The organism is Stieleria marina (assembly GCA_007741555.1).
Lineage (GTDB): Bacteria > Planctomycetota > Planctomycetia > Pirellulales > Pirellulaceae > K23-9.
Genome location: CP036526.1, coordinates 4,671,784 through 4,692,170, shown reverse-complemented (window position 1 = coordinate 4,692,170; position 20,387 = coordinate 4,671,784). Strand labels below are relative to the sequence as shown.

Annotated in this window: 14 protein-coding genes; 5 read left to right on the top strand and 9 right to left on the bottom strand. The window is 53.8% G+C overall.

Going from position 1 to position 20,387, the window contains the following annotated elements:
- Positions 1-26: 26 nt before the first annotated feature.
- The 3 genes from K239x_RS16655 to K239x_RS16645 all read right to left on the bottom strand — a co-directional run bounded on the left by K239x_RS16655 (position 27) and on the right by K239x_RS16645 (position 3,787).
- Positions 27-2,279 carry a protein kinase domain-containing protein gene (locus K239x_RS16655; RefSeq protein WP_145419361.1) on the bottom strand — a complete coding sequence of 751 codons (2,253 nt, stop codon included), beginning with the start codon at positions 2,277-2,279 and terminating at the stop codon, positions 27-29.
- Positions 2,280-2,784: 505 nt separating this feature from the next.
- On the bottom strand, positions 2,785-3,294 hold the full coding sequence (locus K239x_RS16650) for an LURP-one-related/scramblase family protein (RefSeq protein WP_145419360.1): 510 nt from the start codon (positions 3,292-3,294) through the stop codon (positions 2,785-2,787).
- An 82-nt stretch (positions 3,295-3,376) separates the two neighbouring features.
- Positions 3,377-3,787, bottom strand: coding sequence for a winged helix-turn-helix transcriptional regulator (locus tag K239x_RS16645; RefSeq protein WP_145419359.1), 411 nt, complete (start codon positions 3,785-3,787; stop codon positions 3,377-3,379).
- Positions 3,788-3,893: 106 nt separating this feature from the next.
- Between K239x_RS16645 and K239x_RS16640 the strand changes: the two genes are divergently transcribed.
- The 4 genes from K239x_RS16640 (at position 3,894) to K239x_RS16625 (ending at position 14,161) form a co-directional block, all read left to right on the top strand.
- On the top strand, positions 3,894-4,466 hold the full coding sequence (locus K239x_RS16640) for a DinB family protein (RefSeq protein ID WP_419189056.1): 573 nt from the start codon (positions 3,894-3,896) through the stop codon (positions 4,464-4,466).
- A gap of 184 nt (positions 4,467-4,650) precedes the next feature.
- The gene (locus K239x_RS16635; protein WP_145419357.1) at positions 4,651-8,361 is read left to right on the top strand and encodes a S8 family serine peptidase; all 3,711 of its coding nucleotides are present in this window, start codon (positions 4,651-4,653) and stop codon (positions 8,359-8,361) included.
- Positions 8,362-8,763: 402 nt separating this feature from the next.
- Entirely contained in the window at positions 8,764-11,691 is a 2,928-nt protein-coding gene (locus K239x_RS16630; RefSeq protein WP_419189055.1) for a sulfatase-like hydrolase/transferase, read from the top strand.
- Between the two features lie 247 nt (positions 11,692-11,938).
- The gene (locus tag K239x_RS16625) at positions 11,939-14,161 is read left to right on the top strand and encodes a right-handed parallel beta-helix repeat-containing protein (RefSeq protein WP_145419355.1); all 2,223 of its coding nucleotides are present in this window, start codon (positions 11,939-11,941) and stop codon (positions 14,159-14,161) included.
- Between the two features lie 16 nt (positions 14,162-14,177).
- On the opposite strand, the gene K239x_RS16620 is transcribed toward K239x_RS16625, so the two are convergent.
- A complete protein-coding gene (locus tag K239x_RS16620; RefSeq protein WP_145419354.1) occupies positions 14,178-14,840 on the bottom strand; it encodes an NAD(P)H-hydrate epimerase in 663 nt (220 codons plus the stop codon).
- A gap of 78 nt (positions 14,841-14,918) precedes the next feature.
- Between K239x_RS16620 and K239x_RS16615 the strand changes: the two genes are divergently transcribed.
- Entirely contained in the window at positions 14,919-15,143 is a 225-nt protein-coding gene (locus K239x_RS16615; RefSeq protein WP_145419353.1) for an FmdB family zinc ribbon protein, read from the top strand.
- Between the two features lie 114 nt (positions 15,144-15,257).
- Here the strand turns inward: K239x_RS16615 and purB are convergent, their stop codons facing one another.
- The 5 genes from purB to K239x_RS16590 all read right to left on the bottom strand — a co-directional run bounded on the left by purB (position 15,258) and on the right by K239x_RS16590 (position 20,366).
- Positions 15,258-16,619 carry an adenylosuccinate lyase gene (gene purB / locus K239x_RS16610; protein ID WP_145419352.1) on the bottom strand — a complete coding sequence of 454 codons (1,362 nt, stop codon included), beginning with the start codon at positions 16,617-16,619 and terminating at the stop codon, positions 15,258-15,260.
- 338 nt (positions 16,620-16,957) lie between these two features.
- Positions 16,958-17,869 carry a hypothetical protein gene (locus tag K239x_RS16605; protein ID WP_145419351.1) on the bottom strand — a complete coding sequence of 304 codons (912 nt, stop codon included), beginning with the start codon at positions 17,867-17,869 and terminating at the stop codon, positions 16,958-16,960.
- Positions 17,862-18,347 (bottom strand): RNA polymerase sigma factor, encoded by a 486-nt coding sequence (locus tag K239x_RS16600; protein ID WP_419189054.1) that lies wholly within the window; start codon positions 18,345-18,347, stop codon positions 17,862-17,864. Before K239x_RS16600 ends, K239x_RS16605 begins: the two co-directional genes overlap by 8 nt.
- A 267-nt stretch (positions 18,348-18,614) precedes the next feature.
- Positions 18,615-20,018, bottom strand: a complete 1,404-nt coding sequence (locus K239x_RS16595; protein ID WP_145419349.1) for a phytoene desaturase family protein — start codon at positions 20,016-20,018, stop codon at positions 18,615-18,617.
- Between the two features lie 87 nt (positions 20,019-20,105).
- Complete coding sequence (locus tag K239x_RS16590; RefSeq protein ID WP_145419348.1) at positions 20,106-20,366, bottom strand: acyl carrier protein; 261 nt, start codon at positions 20,364-20,366, stop codon at positions 20,106-20,108.
- Positions 20,367-20,387 lie beyond the last annotated feature (21 nt).

The following is a 20,387-nucleotide window of genomic DNA, read 5'->3' as shown; positions in this document are numbered from 1 at the left end:
AAACAGCCGACTTCTAAAGGGTGCGCCTATCGCTCTACTTCTGCGATAAACTGCCCCGTTTCGTCGATGAAATGCGAATCGTTTTGATTGTTCAGGTGAAACAAAAACGCGGTGTCTTTGTTTTTTGACAGTGTCGGAGAGGGAACAAACGGTTCTCGATAAAACACACTGCGTGAAAGCCGCACTTCACCGATTTGGCCGGCAAAGAAATAACCTGTGGGCTGCGTTGAATCGTGATTGCTTCCGATGAATGTCATCGCACCCGGCCAGATATCGCGGAGCTTCAGCGGAGTTGGCAACGAATCTTCGTGACGGACGGATCCCGATTCAGTGTCTTCGTAAATGCTGATATCAATCGTTTGAGGTTCGCCATTTATGAAACAAACCAGCGACGATTGGTCGTATGTAATCGCCAGATGAACCCATTGGCCGTTTTTGAAGTTCGCAACGGTATCCAACAGCAGAATCTCATCGTTTGGTTGGGCCAGCTCCATATGAAAGCGATTGCCGTTTGACGTCGCGACCGTGCCAATTGCCACTGGGCCGTGCTGAACAACGATTGCTTTTCGCGAGTCATCTGCACGCACCCAAGCTTCCAATGTGAACGGCTCTGATTCGCCGAAACCTACTGACTGGATGGTCAGGCAATCGTTTTTGCCGTCCAGCGAGATCGCGTTGGTTGGCCCGTCGAAGTGTTTCGCTGTCGGAGCAGCGTACTTGTAGATCAATGTTGCCGAAAAGATGACGACGGCAGCAGCTAAGCTGGATAGCTTGCCCCAAGAAGCCCCGACCTGATGTCTGCGTTGATTGGCAAATTCCTGCGTACGATTCCAGTCGGCGACATACCAGCAAACTGCCTGAGCTGCGAATAGCATTCCAATGATTGAGAACACCATGGCGCGAGCGCCAGGAGAACGTTGGTACCAGAGCGGTGCTTGGATCACTCCCGCGCCGATCAAAAGCACCGTTAAACCCCACGCAAGAATAAAGACCCATGTGATCCAGTACAGATAGTTTGGGAGTTTGCGTTTGTAGTTCATCCGAGACACCCAGATGAGCCACGCTTCAGTGGGGGCTGTAATCATTGCGTGAGCGAGCAACACTTCGCTTAACTCAGTGTCTGTCAAACTGAAGCCACTTGCGAAGTGGATCATCCCTAGGCTGATCAAGCCAAACACGGCACGCGTGATTGAGATCAAGATCATCGCCCCGGTGGCTTCGCCAATACGAGCCTTTTGCCGGCTCCAGCGTAAAACGGACTGCCAAGCGTTTAATGGTCGCGCAAGAATGCTTTCGCCGTTGGCATAGCGATGCAAGTCATCGGCTAGGTCTTTGCAGGACGCGTAGCGATCCCTTGGATCGTTTTGCAAGCACTTCATGCAGATGGTTGCTAGGTCACGATCTACGTCCGGTCGAATGTCTGCGATAGGAGTGGCTTTTCCTTCACGAACTCGTGTCAGAACCGCGAAATAGGTTTCAGCTTCAAACGGCGGAGCTCCTGTTAACAAGTGATAGAGAATGGCGCCCAAAGAAAAAATATCCGAGGCAGGACCAACATCAGTCCTTTGATCGCTGGCCTGTTCGGGGGACATGTACAGCGGGGTTCCGACGACCAAGCTTGATCGAGTGTCCTCGACGCAATTTTCGGCCAGCCGCGCGAGTCCAAAATCAGTTAGCCTTGGTTCAAAAGAGCGAAGTGAATCTTTCGCAAAGTCGCCCTCTTCGTTCGTTGCTAAGAGGACGTTGCCAGGTTTTAAGTCTCGATGGACGACGCCTTGTTCATGTGCATACTGGACTGCCAGTGCGAGTTGATTCATGAAAAAGGCGCTGTCTAGGCAATCGCATTGTTTACCTTGTTCTCCGATCCATCTCGCTAGACTTGTACCGGTGCAGAAGGCGGATGCGATGTAAGGGATTGCGCCGGTGAGTTCAGCTTCGTAGACCTTTACGATTGCCGGATGGTCCAGTCTTGCCGCCGTTCGCGCCTCGTCATCGAAACGACGTCTGCGGTCATCGTTGAGCAAAACTTCTGGACGGGGAATCTTTAACGCAACGTCTCGGTCAAGCGTTTGGTCATGGGCCAGGTAAACGACGCCGTGTCCGCCGCTGCCGACAATTCGCTTGATCGAATAGCGGCCTATCTGTTTGCCGACAAAGTCCGGGGCCGCTGTGATTTGGAGCGAATCACAGCTCCAGGCGTCTGCGAGTCGATCCGATGCCTCTTCGACAGTCGTTGGCTCGTCGGTCGGATCGGTTTCTGATGATTTCGGGCGAATCAAGGCTGGGGCAATCGATCGATCTGATGGTGCGATGGCAAAGCAACGGAGCCTCCTGATCAGCGCTGGAGCGGCTAACGACCCGGGGAGCCCACTTCCATTTTCCCGGCCGTCAGGCTTGAGCCGCTGACGCTGCGTCTATTGACGCAGTCAGATTCTAGTCAGTCAACGTGTCGTCTTCAACGACAACTCCAGCGATCAATGAGTGCGATAACACTCTTTGTGTGACACTCTTTGTGTGACACTCTGCCGAGCGGAAGTTCTGAGTCCAGTTTGAATCGTTTTAGAAGTGATAAACCGTGCCGATGTTTCAATCTAACACTCTCGTTGCGCGATGTTTGCTTAATAAAAACTAACATTGGGAAATGACAGCTTGGTCGTGCGCGGGCGAACCGACGCGCGGTTCTATGAAGTCGTGTGTCGACTGCGAATTCAATCGGTGCTGTACGGTTAGGCACTTGCTGACGGTGGGGTGGAGCAATCGCGAGGGCTTTTCCAAACGCTGCGATTAGTCCGTCAGGTTATTTGAAAGATGACTGTTGGATTCGTTGTGCAGGACTTGGTCGATGACGATGCATGCGCACAGAATCGAAACGCTGTCTTCGTCGTCTGCGACATCGACACCGTAGCTGTCGGTCCACGACCAGTGCTTTTTGCTAATGCGGGCGACGGATTTGTTCTGCCGGACAAAGTCGAATTCATGCGACCAGAAAGTGCCTTCGATCGTGTAGTCATTGGGGCCGGGAACGTCCAATGTGAATGTTTTATGCCACCAGCTCCATTCTTTGATGACTTCGGCAAACACGTTTCCATCCATGATGATCTGGTAGCGAGGTTTCCAAGACATCATTTTTTGGCTGATCAGCGCGAGCTCCTCACGGTCAGCATTTTGGAACGACAATTTGTCTCCCCACGAAAACGCTTTGCCATCAACATAGTAGACTTCGTTGCCGACTGAATCCGTGATTGCAAAATCGTTTCCCCAAGACCAGAACTTTTCCTTGATGCGAAAAACCATGCCGTCTCCTTGGGGGTTGTTGGTAGTGAATCATCAAGGCTGCAACGGCCAGGTTTTTGGGCGCGCTTTCTGAAGATCTGATTTACTTTTCTAAGGGAGTCATGCCGATCCTGGTGCCTTCTTCCCACTGCAGTCCCCACTTGGTGACTGCCTTGATCAACGGCCGCAGTGCGTCTCCTTTGTCGGTCAATTCGTACGCAAGTCGCTTGCTGCCGTCCGACGCGGGGACTTGTTTGATCACACCCGATTGCAGAAGCCGCTGAAGTCGTTCGGAGAGAATGTTGGTAGGAATACTCTCCGGCGACGCTGTGAACTCTTTGAATCGTGTGCGTCCAAGGAAAAGGTCGCGGACGACGAGCAGCGTCCACCGGTCGCCGATGACGTCCAGGGTGCAGGCGATCGGACAGGGGGAACGCCGTGTTGGGCACGGTTTGGATGCCGGTTTCGTTGCACGCTTTGATGCGGGACGCGCCGCTTTCTTCTTTTTTGCCATTGGGGAAAGATAACCAAAGAGGCTTGCAAATTGCAAGTGAATGGTATTCAATGCGATCTCGCAAAAACGCTTGCAAAATGCAAGTAACCCGTCAAGGAGATTTAGGATGACCAACTTAGCACGGCCGGGCGCAGGTCTGCCGAAGCCCGAATTAGTATTGGCTCGGGCCATTTTTCGACTGAAATGTTGGAGGACCAGCCCGGAAGAAGCTCTGGTCCAGTTTCAGCAGGATTGGGAAGCAGTCACTGCGATCTGCGCTGCGTATGACCCGTCGCAGGCGAGCAAACAAGTGTTGATTGATCGCCTGAGAGGCTTGGAGGATTCGAGCCGTGACTGGTCGATCTACATGACGGTCGAGCATTTGCGAATCGTGAACGATGCGATTGCGAATGTTTGTTCGCGACTCGCCGACGGCGGCGAACTGCCTCGTGAAGTCGGAACGGCCGATGTGAAACCGAGCCCGAAGGTTGGGAGGGAAGTCGTCACGGCGTTTGATCAGTCGTGCACTCTTTTTGTCGAAACGCTTTCGTCGATCGACAACTTGAAAACGAACGTACGGTTCAAGCATCCTTGGTTTGGACCGCTTGATGGTTCGCGTTGGTTGGTGCTCGCTGCATTTCACATGCGGCTGCATCTGAAGCAGCTGCACCGCATTGGCGAAGGATTACGGTCGCTTTGAGCGATGAATGGGAGACTGCCTTGCATATGAACGGCTACGAGGCATCTGTTCAGTGCCGAAAGATGGATGCAGGTCATTGATTGACAGAATTTGAGCGATGTGGAGCAACTTGTCGTTGAATTTTGCACTCGGCGGGAAGAAAATCTGTGCCCGCCCTGTTTGTCCACTTTAGAGCTGCATCACGATGACTATCCGACGAAGAAAGCCGGTCGCCTCGAATCAATCACGCCGTGGACAGCGAATCCGGAGATTGGCTACTGAGCGACTCGAAAAAAGGGAGTTGTTGGCAGCCGATGCGTTTGACGTCAGCTTCTTTGCAGGTTCACAGTTTCTGCAGCCTCCGACGGTGACTAACTCGGCCACGGCTGCCGAGCCAAATGTGTCGGCAAATTCTCAGGCGGGGCGTTCCGCAACGATCCCTGCATTTCAAGTCGACCTCCCCACGAAGTATGAACCGGTCGCTCAAAAAATCGGCCAGCGTCTGTTTGATGTTTTTACAGCGGCTGAGCAGGCGTCTTCGCGTTCGACCAACAGCGATCAGGATGCGGTCGCGCTGGCCGCAGCAAGTGCGGGAATTTTGATGGCTCCAAACAATCAGGTGGCTGTCGAAATTGTTGCGAGTGTTTCGATTGACAATGTGCGATCTGATTTGGAGTCGATCGAGTTCGCAGGATTTGAAGAACGCGCATCGTTTGGCAAGATGATCAGCGGATCGATTGATGCAGGTTTGCTGGACGAACTGGCAAGTCTGCCGTCGGTTAATTTTGTTCGCCCGATCCATCTACCGCAAACCAATGTGGGATCGGTCGACAACGAAGCCGATAAAGCGATGCGAACCGACATCGCCAAAACGACTTATGGTTTGGATGGCGGTGGCATCAAGATCGGCGTGTTGTCGGACAGCTATGACACCATTGCTGCTGGGGGAGGTGCCGCGGGTGGAATCGCGAGCGGTGATTTGCCTGGACCAGGCAATCCGTTTGGACGCACCGCGCCGATCCAGATTCTGCAAGATCTGTCACGCGATGGCATCGATGAAGGGCGCGCGATGTTGGAATTGATCCACGATGTGGCACCGGAAGCGTCGCTGGCGTTTCGAACCGCATTTGAAGGGCCCGTTGATTTCGCCGCGGGGATTTTGGAACTTGCAAACGCTGGTTCGGACATCATCGTGGATGATATCACGTATTTTTCGCAGCCGTTTTTTCAAGATGGTGTTATCGCACAGGCGGCAGAGCAAGTCGTCAACCAAGGGATTCCGTTCTTTTCATCGGCGGGTAACCAAGGTCGCGAATCTTACGAGAGCGATTTCCGATCCAATGGTGCGCAAGCCGTTCTCGGAGGCAAAACGTACATCGTGCATGATTTTGATCCTGGACCAGGTCTGGACAATTTTCAAACCATCGCCGTCGCGGCGGGACAGACTGCGACGCTGTCGTTTCAATGGGACCAGCCGTTCGCGTCATCGGGTGGCGCCGGTTCAGCTAATGACATGGACATCTTCGTGTTCGATTCATCGGGGACGATTGTCGCTGCAAGCGCGGATTCGAACATTGGCGGCGATGCTGTTGAAATTATTCGTATCGCCAATCCCACCGCGCAATCCCAGATTTATGAACTGGCAATGGCTCAGAATATATCGGTCGGTGGGCCACAGCCGGGGCGCATCAAGTACTACGGTACAGGCAGCCCGCAGACCTTTGACGCGTTTGAGTGGAATACGTTTAGCGGCACGCTGTACGGTCATCATCAGGCGGCTGGTAGCGCGGGTATCGCAGCGGCTGACTACCGGAAAACGCCCGAGTTTGGAACCTCGCCCGCTCAGCCGCAACCGTCCACGTCGGCTGGAGGTGTACCGATCCTATTCGATACCGCCGGCAACAGGTTGCCGCAGCCGGTGGTTCGTCAGCAGCCTGTCCTGACTGGGCCGGACAATACCAACACTACTTTCTTTACGGTTGGTCGAGATACAGACGGCGATGGCAATCCGAATTTCTCCGGCACGTCGGCTGCCGCTCCTCACATCGCGGCCGTCGCGGCCCTGATGATGGAAGCCGCCGGTGGTCCCGGATCCTTGACGCCGGCGCAGATCAATACCGTTCTGTCCCAAACCGCGCTGGACATGTTGACTCCTGGCTTTGACTTTGACACCGGAGCCGGATTCGTTGACGCCGAAGCCGCTATTGCGGCAGTTGCTCAAGATACGACGGACACCGACTATTATTTCACCGCACTGGTCGGTGGCAATCAACGCGAGTTGCACATTTCGGACGGGACGACAGCCGGGACCAAAATGGTTCGCAATTTGAACGGATCCAACACGGCGGCGGTTTCTGATTTGGCAATGATCAACGGCACCTTGGTGTTCAGTGCGGTAACAGAGACCGGCCAACGCGAACTGCATCGTTCGCGTGGGACATCGGCCAGTACGTTTATGGTTCGGAATCTGGCGGGGGCGCTCAGTTCGGCACCGCGAGACCTGACGTTGTTCGGCAATGATGTGATCTTTTCGGCTGCGTTAAGCAATGGTCAGCGCGAACTTTATCGCACACGTGGTTCCGCCGCATCGACGACCTTGGTGCGAAATTTGTCGGGTAGCCGGAGTTCAAACCCAACTGATTTGACGGTCGTCGGCGATAAGCTTTTCTTTGTCGCCACGACTGAACAAGGCAATCGTGAATTGCATGTCACCGATGGAACGGCCAGTGGAACCGTTTTAGTGCGAGACTTGTTTGGTTCCCTGTCATCGCGTCCCGAAGAACTCACGGCCGTGGCAAACCGCTTGTACTTCACTGCCCAATTGCCATCGGGCGAGCGTGAGTTGTTCACGTCGACCGGCAGCAGTGCGAGTACACGTCAAGTCGAAAATCTGTACGGTACTCACAGCAGTTCACCTCAAGATTTGACCGCCGTCGGAAATCGATTGTATTTTACAGCCATCCTAGGAAGCGGCGAACGAGAGCTGCATATCAGTCAGGGCACTGCCGCGAATACTCGCATGGTGCGGAATTTGGGCGGCACTCGTTCGTCCAGCCCTCAATGGCTGACTGCGCGCGGCAATGAGCTGTTCTTTGTTGCAGCGTTGGGGATTGGGCAGCGTGAACTTTACAAATCCAACGGGACGCTCGCTGGCACGGTTTTGGTTGAGAATCTTGCAGGAACGCTGAGCTCCAGTCCGTCCGAATTGACGTTGGTAGGTGACCAGATTGTGTTCTCGGCTCGCATCAACAGCAGCCAGCGTGAACTTTACAAATCTGATGGCACCGCGGCAAATACTGGAATTGTCAGAAATCTATCCGGCGCTACCAGCGCAAGTCCGGTCGAACTGAGGGCAGTGGGCGACCAAGTGGTTTTCTCGGCCATCACTTCGCTTGGTCAACGCGAGCTTCACATCAGCGATTTGACGCCCGCGGGAACTGGGGTGGCGCGGAATCTGAACGGGTCGTCTTCGGGCATTCCCAAAGACATCTTCCCCATTGTATCTGCCGGTGCAGCAGGCAATTCGTCTAATGCATCCGGTAATTCGTCCAATGCCGCTGCCGCAATCAGCAATGTGGGCGAGTCGTTTTCGCCAGTCGCGTTGGCCGCTGTGCCAATCCGTTTTGAAGTCGATGTCGACGGTAGTGGGACGGTAACACCACTTGATGCGTTGTTGGTCTTGAACGATTTGAGCAACCAAGCCAACGGCGAAACGATAGGTTTACCCAATGACGTCAATACCGACGTCAATGGTGACGGTCAAGTTTCCCCCGCCGATGCCTTGGCCATCCTGAACTGGCTGAGCGACGACACCAATCAATCTCGGATGAGCGACGTGCCAACGGAAAGCGTCGACGAAGTATTCCGATCAGCGATTGACGAAGAGACACGTCTCGAAGAGAGTCTGTTGTTCTAAGCTGAAGGTGCAAGCTGAAGTAAAGATGTTCGCAGAACGATTGGTGACGAAGGTCGATTGCGAACACAGAAGCGGCACTCTCGTAAAGCAACTCCGAGCCAGGCAGTTTGCTCAGTCAGTGCTACGCAAACGCGGTTGGAGGAAGATAGAACCGGAGACGGGGGGGCTCGCGTTGCTGGATGAAAGTTTTCAAGGCTTTTGGCATCGAACGCACCGTTCGCTAGGATAATGCGTTGACGCCAGCGTTTGCTTACGCGTCTAGTTTGATGTGTCCAAATGCTGCTGAGGCTAATAGTGAATTTGTTCTGGCGTTTTCGATCGTTGACCTTAGTGTGCGTTTTGATTGCAAGCTGCTTGTGTGCAGTTGCGAACGGGGTGGAGGTTGATCTCGAGAATCGACCAGTGATATTGATCGTTTTCGATGATCTTTTTGATTTGGTAGATGAACGCAACTCACATGGCCCTGAGATTCATTCTCCCAATTTCGATCGGTTGGCTGCAAAAGCAGTGCGTTTCGAAAATGCATTCGCGTCTATTGCGGTCTGCAATGCATCACGTAGTTCGTTTTTGACTGGCCAGTCACCTTTTCGGACAACGATTCATGTTCCCGAACCTGTCCAGTGGAACGAAGTGCTCCCGCCTGAAGCATCGTTCGTCTCCAACATGAAAGAAGCGGGATACCGTTCCTTGAGTAGTGGCAAAGTCTTTCACAACCAAACCAGACCAAACGAACAAGCGTACTACGATCAGCTGTTCGATCAAAATTTTCAACACCCAACGCAGTTGCGACTGGCACTGCCACCAGGGGAGATCGCCAGTGTCAGCGAAGAACGCCAAGCCGACGGTGTTCACGTCGACTGGGCGATTGAAAAAATCAGCCAGTACGAAAGGACTCGTGATAAGAACACGGATCAGTTTCGACACGATGATCCGATGTTTCTCTCAGTCGGGATTATCCGTCCCCACCGCCCGTTTATAGCACCGCAAGCGTTTTTTGATCTTTATCCGATCGAGTCCATCAACACGATCACTTCGCTTGCATCGGATGAGGCGGACTTGGACGATGTGTCAGAATTTTACAAGACATTTCGGTTGCAGTCGAATTATCACAAACGATTGGTTTCATTGGGTCAAGCGGCCGAATTCACCCAAGGCTATCTCGCATGTCTCAGCTATGCCGATTCATTGCTTGGTAAATTGTTGGATGCGATCGAAGCAAACGATCATCTGTCAGACGCACTGATCATCATTACGTCGGACAATGGCTATCAGCTGGGTGAAAAGTCAACTTGGAACAAGTTCACACTTTGGGAGGACTCTGCGAAAGTGCCGCTTTACGTCGCCGATCCACGATTGGCCCCAGGCACGCAGTGCGATGTACCTGTTTCGTTGCTGGATATTGCACCCACGATTTGCAGTGTCGGCAACGCGACACCTTCGCCTTTGTTTGATGGTCAAGATCTAGTTGAGATCGCTTTGAACCCTGATGATCATAAGGCGAGAGTTGCGATCACTTCGATGATTGGTAGCTTATCGGTCCGCTCAAAACAGTATCGTTTGAAACTGTACAACGATGGCAGTACGGAGCTTTACGACGTGATTGCGGACCCTCGTGAGGTAACCAATCTGATTCCTCTGGGCTCACATCAGGCGGTCGCTGAACAGTTGGTTGCTCAGATTGGCAGCGTGATCGTTCAGCAAGGAGGTGTTGTGTTGCCGGGAGCGTCGACGATTGGAGGCACGGAGGCAGACGACACGATTTTTGTAATCGGAAATCAAGTCGCCGCAGGGGGTGCCGGCGACGATGTGTATTTCGTTGCAGATGGCGGGAGCATTTCCGAGAATGAAGGCGGGGGTTACGACACCGCGGTGTACGCAGATTTTGATGTCAAGATTCCCAACGGCGTCGAATATGTCCGCACAACGTTGTATTCCAACAACAGGGTTTTTGATGTCGAAGGAAACGAAGAATCCAATCGAGTGTTCATCACGTCAGCGAGGGCAAACATTAGCGGCATGGCAGGCAACGATGTCTTGTTTAGCGGAAATGCTCGAGACATTTTGGATGGCGGATCGGGCAATGACGTGATTTGGACTACCGGAGGTTTTCGAAACTTAATCATTGGCGGTCATGGACTGGACGTCATCGTTGGCGCAGAAAAACGGGATGTGATCTTTGGTGGTCTCTCTGATTCGCAAATCCAATCCGGCGAAGTGCCGGATATGCAAGGTGACTTTGTTCTAAGCGGTGACATCTATGTGCTGACAGCGACCGACGCATTTCTACCAACCGGCCAATACGTTCGTAACGGCGCGCTCACTGAGTTGACGATCGATGATTTGCCGTTTGTTCGGCATAGCGGCAAGTACTTTGCTTTCGGACAAGAACTTAAGGTGGATGGTCCTACTCAGGAAGTATTCTTGGACTTGCCCCAGGTCGATGCTGCATTAAGGAATATCACTTCGGGCGATCTGTTCTTGATCGCCGAAGGGGACGGTGATGACGTGTCGTGCGGCGACGGGAACGATGTGGTGTTCACGCAATCCGGAAATGACCTTATTCGACTAGGCGGCGGACGAAACTATGTGCAGAGCCTAGGCGGCGATGATACGATCCGCGGCGGAATCGGAAATGATCAGATTTGGAGTGGTGAAGGCGACGATGATGTGAACGGTGGTCTTGGCGACAACCGAGTCATCGCGGGGCCAGGATCAGACAAGGTACTCACGCGAGGCGGAGAAGACTGGATCGATGCTGGAAGCGAGGACGATGAAGTGACCAGCGGGGCAGGCGATGATTTAATTCTGGGCCGAGATGGAGATGACATGATCCGATGCCAAGGCGGTAACGATATCTGTTTCGGCGGCGATGGCAGCGACGTAATTCGTGGTGGCACTGGCAACGATGTACTGCATGGGAACGCCTCGGATGACATTTTGTTTGGTCAGGGGGGGCAAGACGAGTGCTCTGGTGGGCGTGGTAACGATTGGATAGAGGGCGGCGCTGGAAACGACGTATTGGTAGGACATTCCGGCGACGACAATTTATTGGGAGGACCAGGTGCGGACCGGATGACAGGTGGAATCGGGCGAGACCGGTTTTGGTTTTCCAGATTCTTTGGCCACAACGAAATCATGGACTTTAATCGTTTCGATGACCGCATCGTCTTTGCTGCTGGATCGACGCTTCACCGTTTGAATGACACCGATGTGGTGACGAGGCATTGTTCGTTTGATGGCCAGCACACAACTATTTCCGACGCCAATCGTCAGTTAATAGTTCGCGATACTGAGCCGAACGATTTGTTAGGGCGATTCGATCGTCAATAGGTTTTTTGTGCGGTCAGAGTGAGTAGTCTGATTGGACTCGCTGCAGACTGGTTTTTGTGGGCTGAAGTTATGCTATGAGCTGGCGTTGGTTGTGCTGCGGGGATTGCCAATCGCGTCCGGCGACTGGTAACTTGGGGGATTCGCGGGCATTTCGATTCTTGACGATAGTGCGTGGCGGTGCGGGGATTTTGTGGCGGTGCGGGGTTTATTTGGGGCAAGCCAATTCATTCTCATCCCGAGGTGCATCTTGAAGTCCCTTTCTATTACCTTTCTGGTCTTTCTTGGATTCACGATTGGTGTATCCAAGGACGCGGTTGCTCAGCATGTTTTTACGGTCAATTCAACCGGCGACTTGGGCGACCATGACTTGAATGATGGCGTCGCAGGCACTGGCCAGCTTCTGCCGAATGGGCAGAGCGAGGTGACTTTGCGTGCTGCGATTGAGCAGGGCAACTTTCAGTACCAGCTGTATCTGGGTGAAGAGGTTCGTATCGAATTCGACCTTCCCGGTTCTGCGCCGTATCGAATTCGTCCTCAGTCAGCGCTCCCGCCGATCTTCCGGTCCGAAATTTCGGTTCACGGAGCAACGCAGCCGGGATTTCAGGGTGTGCCGGTCGTCGAAATCGACGGTGTCGATTTGATGCTCGGTGGAATGGATGGCCTGGTTCTCTCTCGCGGTGAAATCCATGATTTGGCTGTCTATCGTTTTTCGGGGAGTGGCATTGTGATCAGTTATGGATCGTCAGCGAAAGTGCGCGGGTGCTACGTAGGTGTGAACGGAGCTTTTGATGCAGGGATCGGCAACGGTGAACACGGAATCCATGTTCGTCATGCGGGAACATCGAATCGAATCGAACGTTGTGTGGTCGGGCAGAATGCGGGAGACGGAATCGCTTGCGATTTGGATTACGATTTTGCTAGTCGCACGTTGACGGTTTACGGCAATACGATCGGCACGGATCCGGCAAACAATTTGGACTTGGGGAACGCCGGAACCGGAATTCATCTGCGCGGAATTTGCCGGCAAACAAACTGCGTTTTCAACCTAGTTTGCAACAACGGCGGCGATGGGATTCGGGTTGCTCAAGACGGGTTTCGCTTTGCGCCCCGAGAGACTGTCATTCGCGACAACATCATTGGGTTGGACGGGCTGGGGCTTACCAAGATGCCCAATACGGGGCACGGAATTCATTTGCAAAATACCAGCGGCGTCGAAGTCGAGGCCTGTAAAATTGGTGGGAATGAAGGCGCTGGAATCTACGTGACTGGCAGTGAAAGTCGGTTTACGTATGTGTTCGAAAACTCGATCGGTTCGCACTACGATCCTGAGTTGGGCGTCATGCTTGATTTGGGCAATGGAGGAGACGGTGTCTTGATTGACGAGGCTTTCTCCGCGGTGACATCCACGGTCGCGGAGGTTGGGCAGTCCCTAGTTCCTGAGGGGCAAGGCTATCGTGCCGTCTTTGGAAATGAAATTTGTGGCAACGCAGGCGATGGGGTTCGCGTCACGGGTGGACTGCCCGGCGGTGTTGCGATCCGCGGAAATGACATTGGTTTTAGCGGTGTGCCTGACAAAGCTGCGGGCAATCGCGGCACAGGGATCTTTCTAACTGACCAGTGCGTGGGCGCGACGATCCAAGGCAATTGGGTTTGCAATAGTCAGGAGTCCGGTTTGAAAATTTACGGAGCAGATAATTTGGTCGAGTCCAATTTGATCGGTGTCGCACGTAACCGTCTTGGCAATCTTGTCATTCAAGGGAACCGTGATTACGGGGTACATCTGACAGGGAGGTACAATGATGTTGGTGGTCCGGCGGATGGACTGGGGAACTTTATCACCGGCAATCGTCAGGGCGTCGTCATCTCGGGGGCAGCGGCGAGGCAAAATCTGTTGAGCCACAACCGCATCGGCGTCGATGAGGCGGGCGATTTGCTGACTCCCAGGCAGGTGTACGGAGTGTTGATCACCGGCGATGCGACGCTGAACCGGGTACTTTCGTCGACGATTCGCGGGCAGATTGGTCCAGGCATCGCAGTCCGTGGCGATGCATCGAAACGCAACTCGGTCTTTCGCTCCAATGTCGCCGGTAATGGAGGATTGGACATTGATCTGGGAGCTGCGGGGGTCAACGCAAACGACGTGGGCGACGGTGACACGGGAGCCAATGAGCTGCAAAATTCACCTGAAATTACGGAAGTGATGGGGCTGGGAAACGGTGATTTGGAGGTTTCCTATTGTGTCGACGCGGACCCAACTGCCGTGGCTTATCCGATCTGGGTTGAAGTTTACTTTGATGATGGCAGCGAAAAACGCTATGTGAAACGGGCCGTGTTCCTGGAGAGTGATTTCACGGCGGGAGAAGCGTCCACCACCATTTTCAATGGTGTAGCGCGTCTGGGAGAAAGCGTCGTGGTCGCGACTGCGACGGACGCAGATCGGAATACTTCGGAGTTTTCGATCGGCAATTAGTTCGGCGGCGAACCGACTAGGCAAACCGCTGCAGGATTGTTTTTGAAGCACCGATTCCCACGACATGAATGCGGCCGAACGTTTGGTGGCATTCGGGAATCTGCATCGCAAGTTTATGGGCCACAAAGGTGATGGTTTCGTGGGCGCAGAATGCTTCGCCCATGATTTGGCCAGTGTCGCAGTCGATTCCGGTGGGGACGTCGATGGCAATGCGGATCGCGTCGGTTTGATTGGCGATCGCGACGGCATCAGCAAACAATCCTCTCAGCGAGCCGGTCGCTCCGGTGCCCAGCAGGCAATCGACGATGATGTCGGCGCTGGTTAGTTCTTGTGCCAAGCGAACTCGGTCGGCCGCAGCGATGATTGGTAGCTTGCTGCGATCGGCGATCTGAAAGTTTGCCTTAGCGTCGCCGGTCAGTGACTCAGTATCGACGATCGAGATCAGTTTGACCTCGCGATCGAGTAGCTCCATGTGTCTTGCGATGACATAGCCGTCCCCTGCATTGTTGCCTTTGCCACACAAAATGGCAACTTTCCCCGCAGGGGCGATTTCGTTGACCAGTCTTGCTGCGCCGGAGCCGGCGTTTTCCATCAACATCAACCCGGTGATGCCATATTGTTCGATAGCGACGTTGTCGATTTGACGGACTTCATCGCGGCTGAGCGGTCGGATTTCCATGATCGTATTCCCTTGCGAGGTATTCGTGCCATAATACGGACCGAGATTGTTTCTTTTCCACTTGGGTGATTTTACGCGATGCCGCTTTACGAGTATGAGTGCAAAAAATGTGACTCGACGGTCGAAGTTCTTGTCCGTTCACGTGACGAGCAAGCTGAGTGCCCCGATTGCGGCGGCAAGAAATTGACGCGATTGATGAGCGCAACTGCTAGCCCTGCGATGAAATTCGGCGGGACTTTGCCGATGGCTTCGGGCGGTGAAGCGTGTGGGGCGCCGCGGTGTTGTGGTGGCGGGTGCCAGTAGGTTAGTGGCGGGTGTGGGGGTGAGTGCCCGTGGCTAGCGCTAGCGGCTGACGGGGTCCGGTAATGGATGTGTGCCTTTGGCTAGCGCCAGCCGCTGAATGGTGGTGGGCTTTTCTTATGAACTGGCTTGATGGATCGCGTTGCCGATGTAGTTGGCTGGCGTTAGATCTCGCATCGTTTGTTTGGCGTGTTCGGGGATATCAAGTGTTTCGACGAACTCGGCTAACACTTCTGCCGTGATTTTTTGGCCGCGTGTCAGGGCTTTTAGTTTTTCGTAAGGTTCATCGACTCCGTAGCGACGCATGATTGTTTGAATCGGCTCGGCGAGTACTTCCCAGCTATTGTCCAAATCTTCGGACAAGCGCGTTTCGTTGATCTCCAGTTTGCTGATGCCTTTGAGTACCGATGCGTACGCGATCGCGCTGTAGGCGAAACCGACGCCCATGTTGCGAAGAACCGTGGAGTCGGTCAGGTCGCGTTGCCAACGCGAGATCGGTAGCTTTTCGGCCATGTGACCAAAGACTGCGTTGGCCAAGCCGAGATTACCTTCGGAGTTTTCGAAGTCGATTGGATTGACTTTGTGGGGCATCGTCGACGATCCGACTTCGCCCGCGATGGTTTTCTGTTTGAAATAGCCCAGCGAAATGTAACCCCAGAGATCACGATCGAAGTCGATTAGGACAACGTTGAATCGTTTGATCGCGTCGAACAGTTCGGCGATGTAGTCGTGTGGTTCGATCTGGGTGGTGCGGGGATTCCAGGTCAAACGCAGGGTTTCGACAAAGTCTTTGGCATTGGCCGGCCAGTCGACGTCGGGATAGGCGGAAAGATGGGCGTTGTAATTGCCAACCGCGCCGTTGATTTTGCCGAGCAAATCGACGTTTCGCACGTATTTCAGTTCGCGACGAAGGCGGGCGACGACGTTGGCCATTTCTTTGCCAACCGTGGTCGGGGAAGCCGTTTGGCCGTGCGTTCGCGCAAGCATGGGAACATCGGCATGTCGTTTGGCCAAGTCGTCAATGGCCGCAACGACGATGTCCATCTGTTCGGCCAGAACCGCGCGGCCATCGCGGAGCATCATCGCGTGTGAGAGGTTGTTGATGTCTTCGGATGTGCAAGCGAAATGAACAAACTCCTTGGCGGCTTCCAGTTCGTCGTTACCCGCAGCGTGTTCTTTGATCAGATACTCGACTGCTTTGACGTCGTGATTGGTCGTCCGCTCGATCTCTTTGACTCTGACGGCATGATCCACCGTAAAGTCGTCGACCAGCTGGTTCAGGCACTCAATTGCCGCGGTGCTGAGCGGATTTACTTCGGGAATGCCGGGGTGCGCCGCCAGGGTTTCCAACCATCGCACTTCGACTTCGACGCGACGTTGGATCAGTCCGTATTCGCTGAAGATCTCGCGCAGGAATTCTGTTTTTGATGCATAGCGTCCGTCGATGGGGGAAACGGCAGTCAATTCAGAAAGTTGCATGGCGGAGGCTCAAAAAACACGGTCAGTAATCAAAAGGCGACAACCGAAAGAGTATCGATTTGATCAACGATATCACAGAGGGCACGGCTTTTCACTGGGCAAACTACGGTTGCAAGATGCCCGTCGATTGTCGTGTTGGTACAGCCGATTCAATGCGTGGCTTGCGTTGGACTGCGGAGCAATCGACGTCAATCCGGACCGCCCATTCCCAGAAACGGATGTGCGCTGGTCTGTGCTGGTGTAAAGTGCTGGTGTGATAAGCTGGCGGCGATGTGCTGGAAGCTGGCTAGGCGGATGGCGGCTTGCCACTGACTTGGCACGCCGTGATCGGCGTGTGGTCAATCAAGTGAGGGCAAAGAACTCGTATCGCCGCGGCCGAGTGAAGACTTGTCAAACAAAGTCTCTTTGATTGGAACGTTGAAGACGAAATTGTTGTACACGCTTATTTCCGTCGGTTCGGTTGTCTCCGACTTTCGCCAGCTATGTTCGATACGAATGGGTAGCAGCGTCTGGGCGTCTACCCAATAGTCGCGATAGACGATGCCGTCATTCATGGACTCTATCAGTCGAAATCCAATCGCTCTGTGTTGATCGATGGTTGATTCCCCCAGTGGCTTGGTGGCGTCGGGCGGGACAGTTGTCATGCGTTTGATTTCATCGGACGAGTTGAAAGTGTCGAGTGATACTTGATCGAAGGGAAAGAACTGCTCATAGCGTTTGCGCCCCTTGCTTAATCGCCCCAGGAATGCCCACTGCAGACGCCCGTTGGCTTTGTCGCTGTGGTGCTTAGTGATTTCGATCTGGTTTTGTAGCTCACGACGGGTCTTCGGGGATTTTTCTGCAGCAAGTATTGCGCGAAGCGATCTCGTTACCGTTTGAGCGTGCTGTGGAATATCAGTGACTTGTCGGTAGCTGTAGTCTGGTTGTCGAACGGGAATCGAATCGAGCCCCTTGTGCCACACGGACTTGAACGTGTACTCCATTGTGTGGACTTTCTTCATGGCTTTTTGCACATCTGCAAACAGCCGGTCGGTTTGCGTTGCCGAAGAAATTAAGAAGTCCGCTGCGAATCCGATCAAAAGCAGCCCGGCAACGGCGATTAAAGGACGCGTGATTCTCTTGAACATCCGACTTCCTGGCGTGAGTGAATTCGAGGAGTCGACGGGCAGTAGGGTTTCGATTCGCTGACAAGCACTCTTGCTGATCTCAGGAAACGGCAGAGTGGCGATCTTTTTTTCTAGGTCATCCATCACGGGCCTCGTCTATGGTGGTTGCGCCGACTGCCGCTAGATTCTGTTTGATTGAATCGATTGCTCGTTGGTACCGTGAACTGACCGTCGAGAGCGGTTCGTTCAGCAGCGAAGCGATTTCCTTGAATGACATTCCAAGACGCAGCCGAAATTCGACGACTTCGCGTTGAGGGTCGGTCAAAGCAAGCAGTAGTGCTTCGATGTCAAGGTTGTCATTGGGGAGGCGGGGTTGCTCGGGATCGTGCTGAAGTGGCTCGGTTCGTTGAACGTTTCGCGTGCGGCGCAGATCGATCGCACAATGCCGCACCGTTTGCCTTGCGTAGCTGAGAGAGTTGTTCGGCGGTAGAGCGATGCGACTGAGTTTCAGAAAGGCAGCCTGCAGGGCGTCTTCGGCCAGTCCTTGGTCGCGTAAAATCAGCCATGCCAGCCGAAAGAGGCTTTCGCGATGAAGTCGATAAAGCTCTTCAAGCCAATTCAACGGTTGCTTTTCATTTTGAGTTTGTCGCGAAGAATCACTTGCCTTCAAACAACTAGACGTTCGTGCTAGCCGAATTTACGCAAGGAAATTGCAAACTTTTTGGGGAGATGCCGGGATTCGGAACTTTGGCGCTGAGGGGGCGCGGCTTGGGGAGGTGCCGTCATCTTACGATTGATGGGGGGCCGAGGTTGTTGCCGGTAGCGCCGGGGTGTGTTTGTGCCGGGCCCGTGGCTAGCGCCAGCGGCTGAAATGGTTTGGGCGAGCGTTTTATGCCTGTAGGCAGTGGCGGTTGGCCATGCTGATGCCACTGACGATCGCGCCTACGATGCCGACAAAACCTTGGTCGGTGCCACAGAGAAAGACATTGGGCAGGTGCGTGGTGCCGTCGAGTTGTTTGTCTGGAGCTCCGTAGACGGCTCCGTTGTCATGCCAAGTAAAACGACGAATGGTTTTTGGCGTGAATACATCGGTGTCGACGACGTAACGTCGAAAATCGGGCATGAAGCGTACCGATGATTCGACGGCTTCGTCGTACTGCTGCATCTTTTGGGCGGCGTATTTTTCGTCGGGCAATTCGCACCAGCGATCATGGTTTGCCAAGGTCGTGATGCGGATCACGCCATCGGGCAATTCGCCTTCGTCGGCATCGTACAGGTAGTTGTTGGGCGAACAGATCACGCCGGTTCGCGAATCGCAAAGCTGGGTGTCGGGACGTTCCCAGTGAAAGTTTTCGCTGTCGTTGTAGAAAACAATCGTGCGGTCGAATCCAAAGTCTTGCGGCATTCGATCCAAGATGGAGATCGATTCGATGAACGATAGTTGGCCCGCTTTCGCCACATCGACTTCGGTGACGTCGTCGCACATTCGCATCGTTTCGACACTGCCGGCGGATGACAAAATTCGGTCGGCTTGCAGTTCGGTGCCGTCGTCCAAGACCACGCCGACGGCTTTTCCGTTGTCGACTTCGATTCGCGAGACGCCGCTACGGAGTTTGAGTTCGCCACCGAGTCCGCGGAATTTTCGCACTAGATTTTTCAGGATCATCCGCACGCCTTTGTAGGGCCGCCCGAAGCCTTCCAGGTAGCAGGCACGGAACATGATGCAGAATTGCCCGTAGTCCATGTCGTTTTCACGAGCGTTGCCATACCACATCAGGGGGCAGAGCAGCATTTCGATCAACAAAGGTTCAGAGATGTGCCGGGCCATGACTTCGCGAGCCGACCGCATGAAGTCGGGGGCGCCGCCGTCCATGTCGCTGTAGTCCAGCAGGGCACCGCACAACGATTGGAAACCGTCGATCTGACTGGGGAAATCTCTTGCGATTTCGGCTTCCAACATCGCGATGTCGTTGTTGAAGTCCAGCGAAACATCGGGAAAACGGATCGACGAGCCGACCTGTTCGGCCAGTTTGAAATCTTCCCAGCGAAAGCGAAGTTGGCGGATCAGTTTGGCCAACGGGCCTCGTTTGTCGCTGCCTTTGACCGCGTAGTTGGTCATCGCGTGCAATCCGACGTCGTAGTCACGTCCACCCATTCGGTAGAACGAATTGAGTCCGCCGATGGTGTAGTGTTTTTCGAGGATGCAGACACGCTGGTCAAAGTGTGCCAAGCGAATTCCGGCGGCGAGCCCGCTCATTCCCGCGCCGATAATGATCGTGTCGTATTTGGACATCGGAGTGATCAGTGACGGCGAACGGTAAAGGCAGGCGAGAGAGGGTACGCGAATGGCTCTCCCGTAGGAGTGGATCGGAAGTCGAAACTACGACTTCACAATGTCGACCATTTTGGGTTCGAGATAGCTGACCGTCGATGCCATCGAAGCCAGGTGGCCGTAATCTTCCTCAGGAATCTGCACGCGGTGACGCTTGCGAAGTTCCATCACGATGTCCAGAAAATCCATGCTGTCGAGTTCCAGCTGCTCGCGAAACGCGACATCGTCCTTGAGGTTATCCAGATCTTCGTCTGGTGAAATGTCGTCCAGGATATCCAGGATTTCTACGCGAATTTCTGCAGGTGTCATCGATCTTCTATCGCAGGGGTT

What these genes read in the sequence shown, in the direction of transcription:
- K239x_RS16650 (WP_145419360.1), bottom strand. Translation starts at nt 3,294, where the DNA reads ATGGTTTTTCGCATCAAGGAAAAGTTCTGGTCTTGGGGAAACGATTTT.
- K239x_RS16645 (WP_145419359.1), bottom strand. Translation starts at nt 3,787, where the DNA reads ATGGCAAAAAAGAAGAAAGCGGCGCGTCCCGCATCAAAGCGTGCAACG.
- K239x_RS16640 (WP_419189056.1), top strand. Translation starts at nt 3,894, where the DNA reads ATGACCAACTTAGCACGGCCGGGCGCAGGTCTGCCGAAGCCCGAATTA.
- K239x_RS16635 (WP_145419357.1), top strand. Translation starts at nt 4,651, where the DNA reads ATGACTATCCGACGAAGAAAGCCGGTCGCCTCGAATCAATCACGCCGT.
- K239x_RS16620 (WP_145419354.1), bottom strand. Translation starts at nt 14,840, where the DNA reads ATGGAAATCCGACCGCTCAGCCGCGATGAAGTCCGTCAAATCGACAAC.
- K239x_RS16615 (WP_145419353.1), top strand. Translation starts at nt 14,919, where the DNA reads ATGCCGCTTTACGAGTATGAGTGCAAAAAATGTGACTCGACGGTCGAA.
- purB (WP_145419352.1), bottom strand. Translation starts at nt 16,619, where the DNA reads ATGCAACTTTCTGAATTGACTGCCGTTTCCCCCATCGACGGACGCTAT.
- K239x_RS16605 (WP_145419351.1), bottom strand. Translation starts at nt 17,869, where the DNA reads ATGGATGACCTAGAAAAAAAGATCGCCACTCTGCCGTTTCCTGAGATC.
- K239x_RS16595 (WP_145419349.1), bottom strand. Translation starts at nt 20,018, where the DNA reads ATGTCCAAATACGACACGATCATTATCGGCGCGGGAATGAGCGGGCTC.
- K239x_RS16590 (WP_145419348.1), bottom strand. Translation starts at nt 20,366, where the DNA reads ATGACACCTGCAGAAATTCGCGTAGAAATCCTGGATATCCTGGACGAC.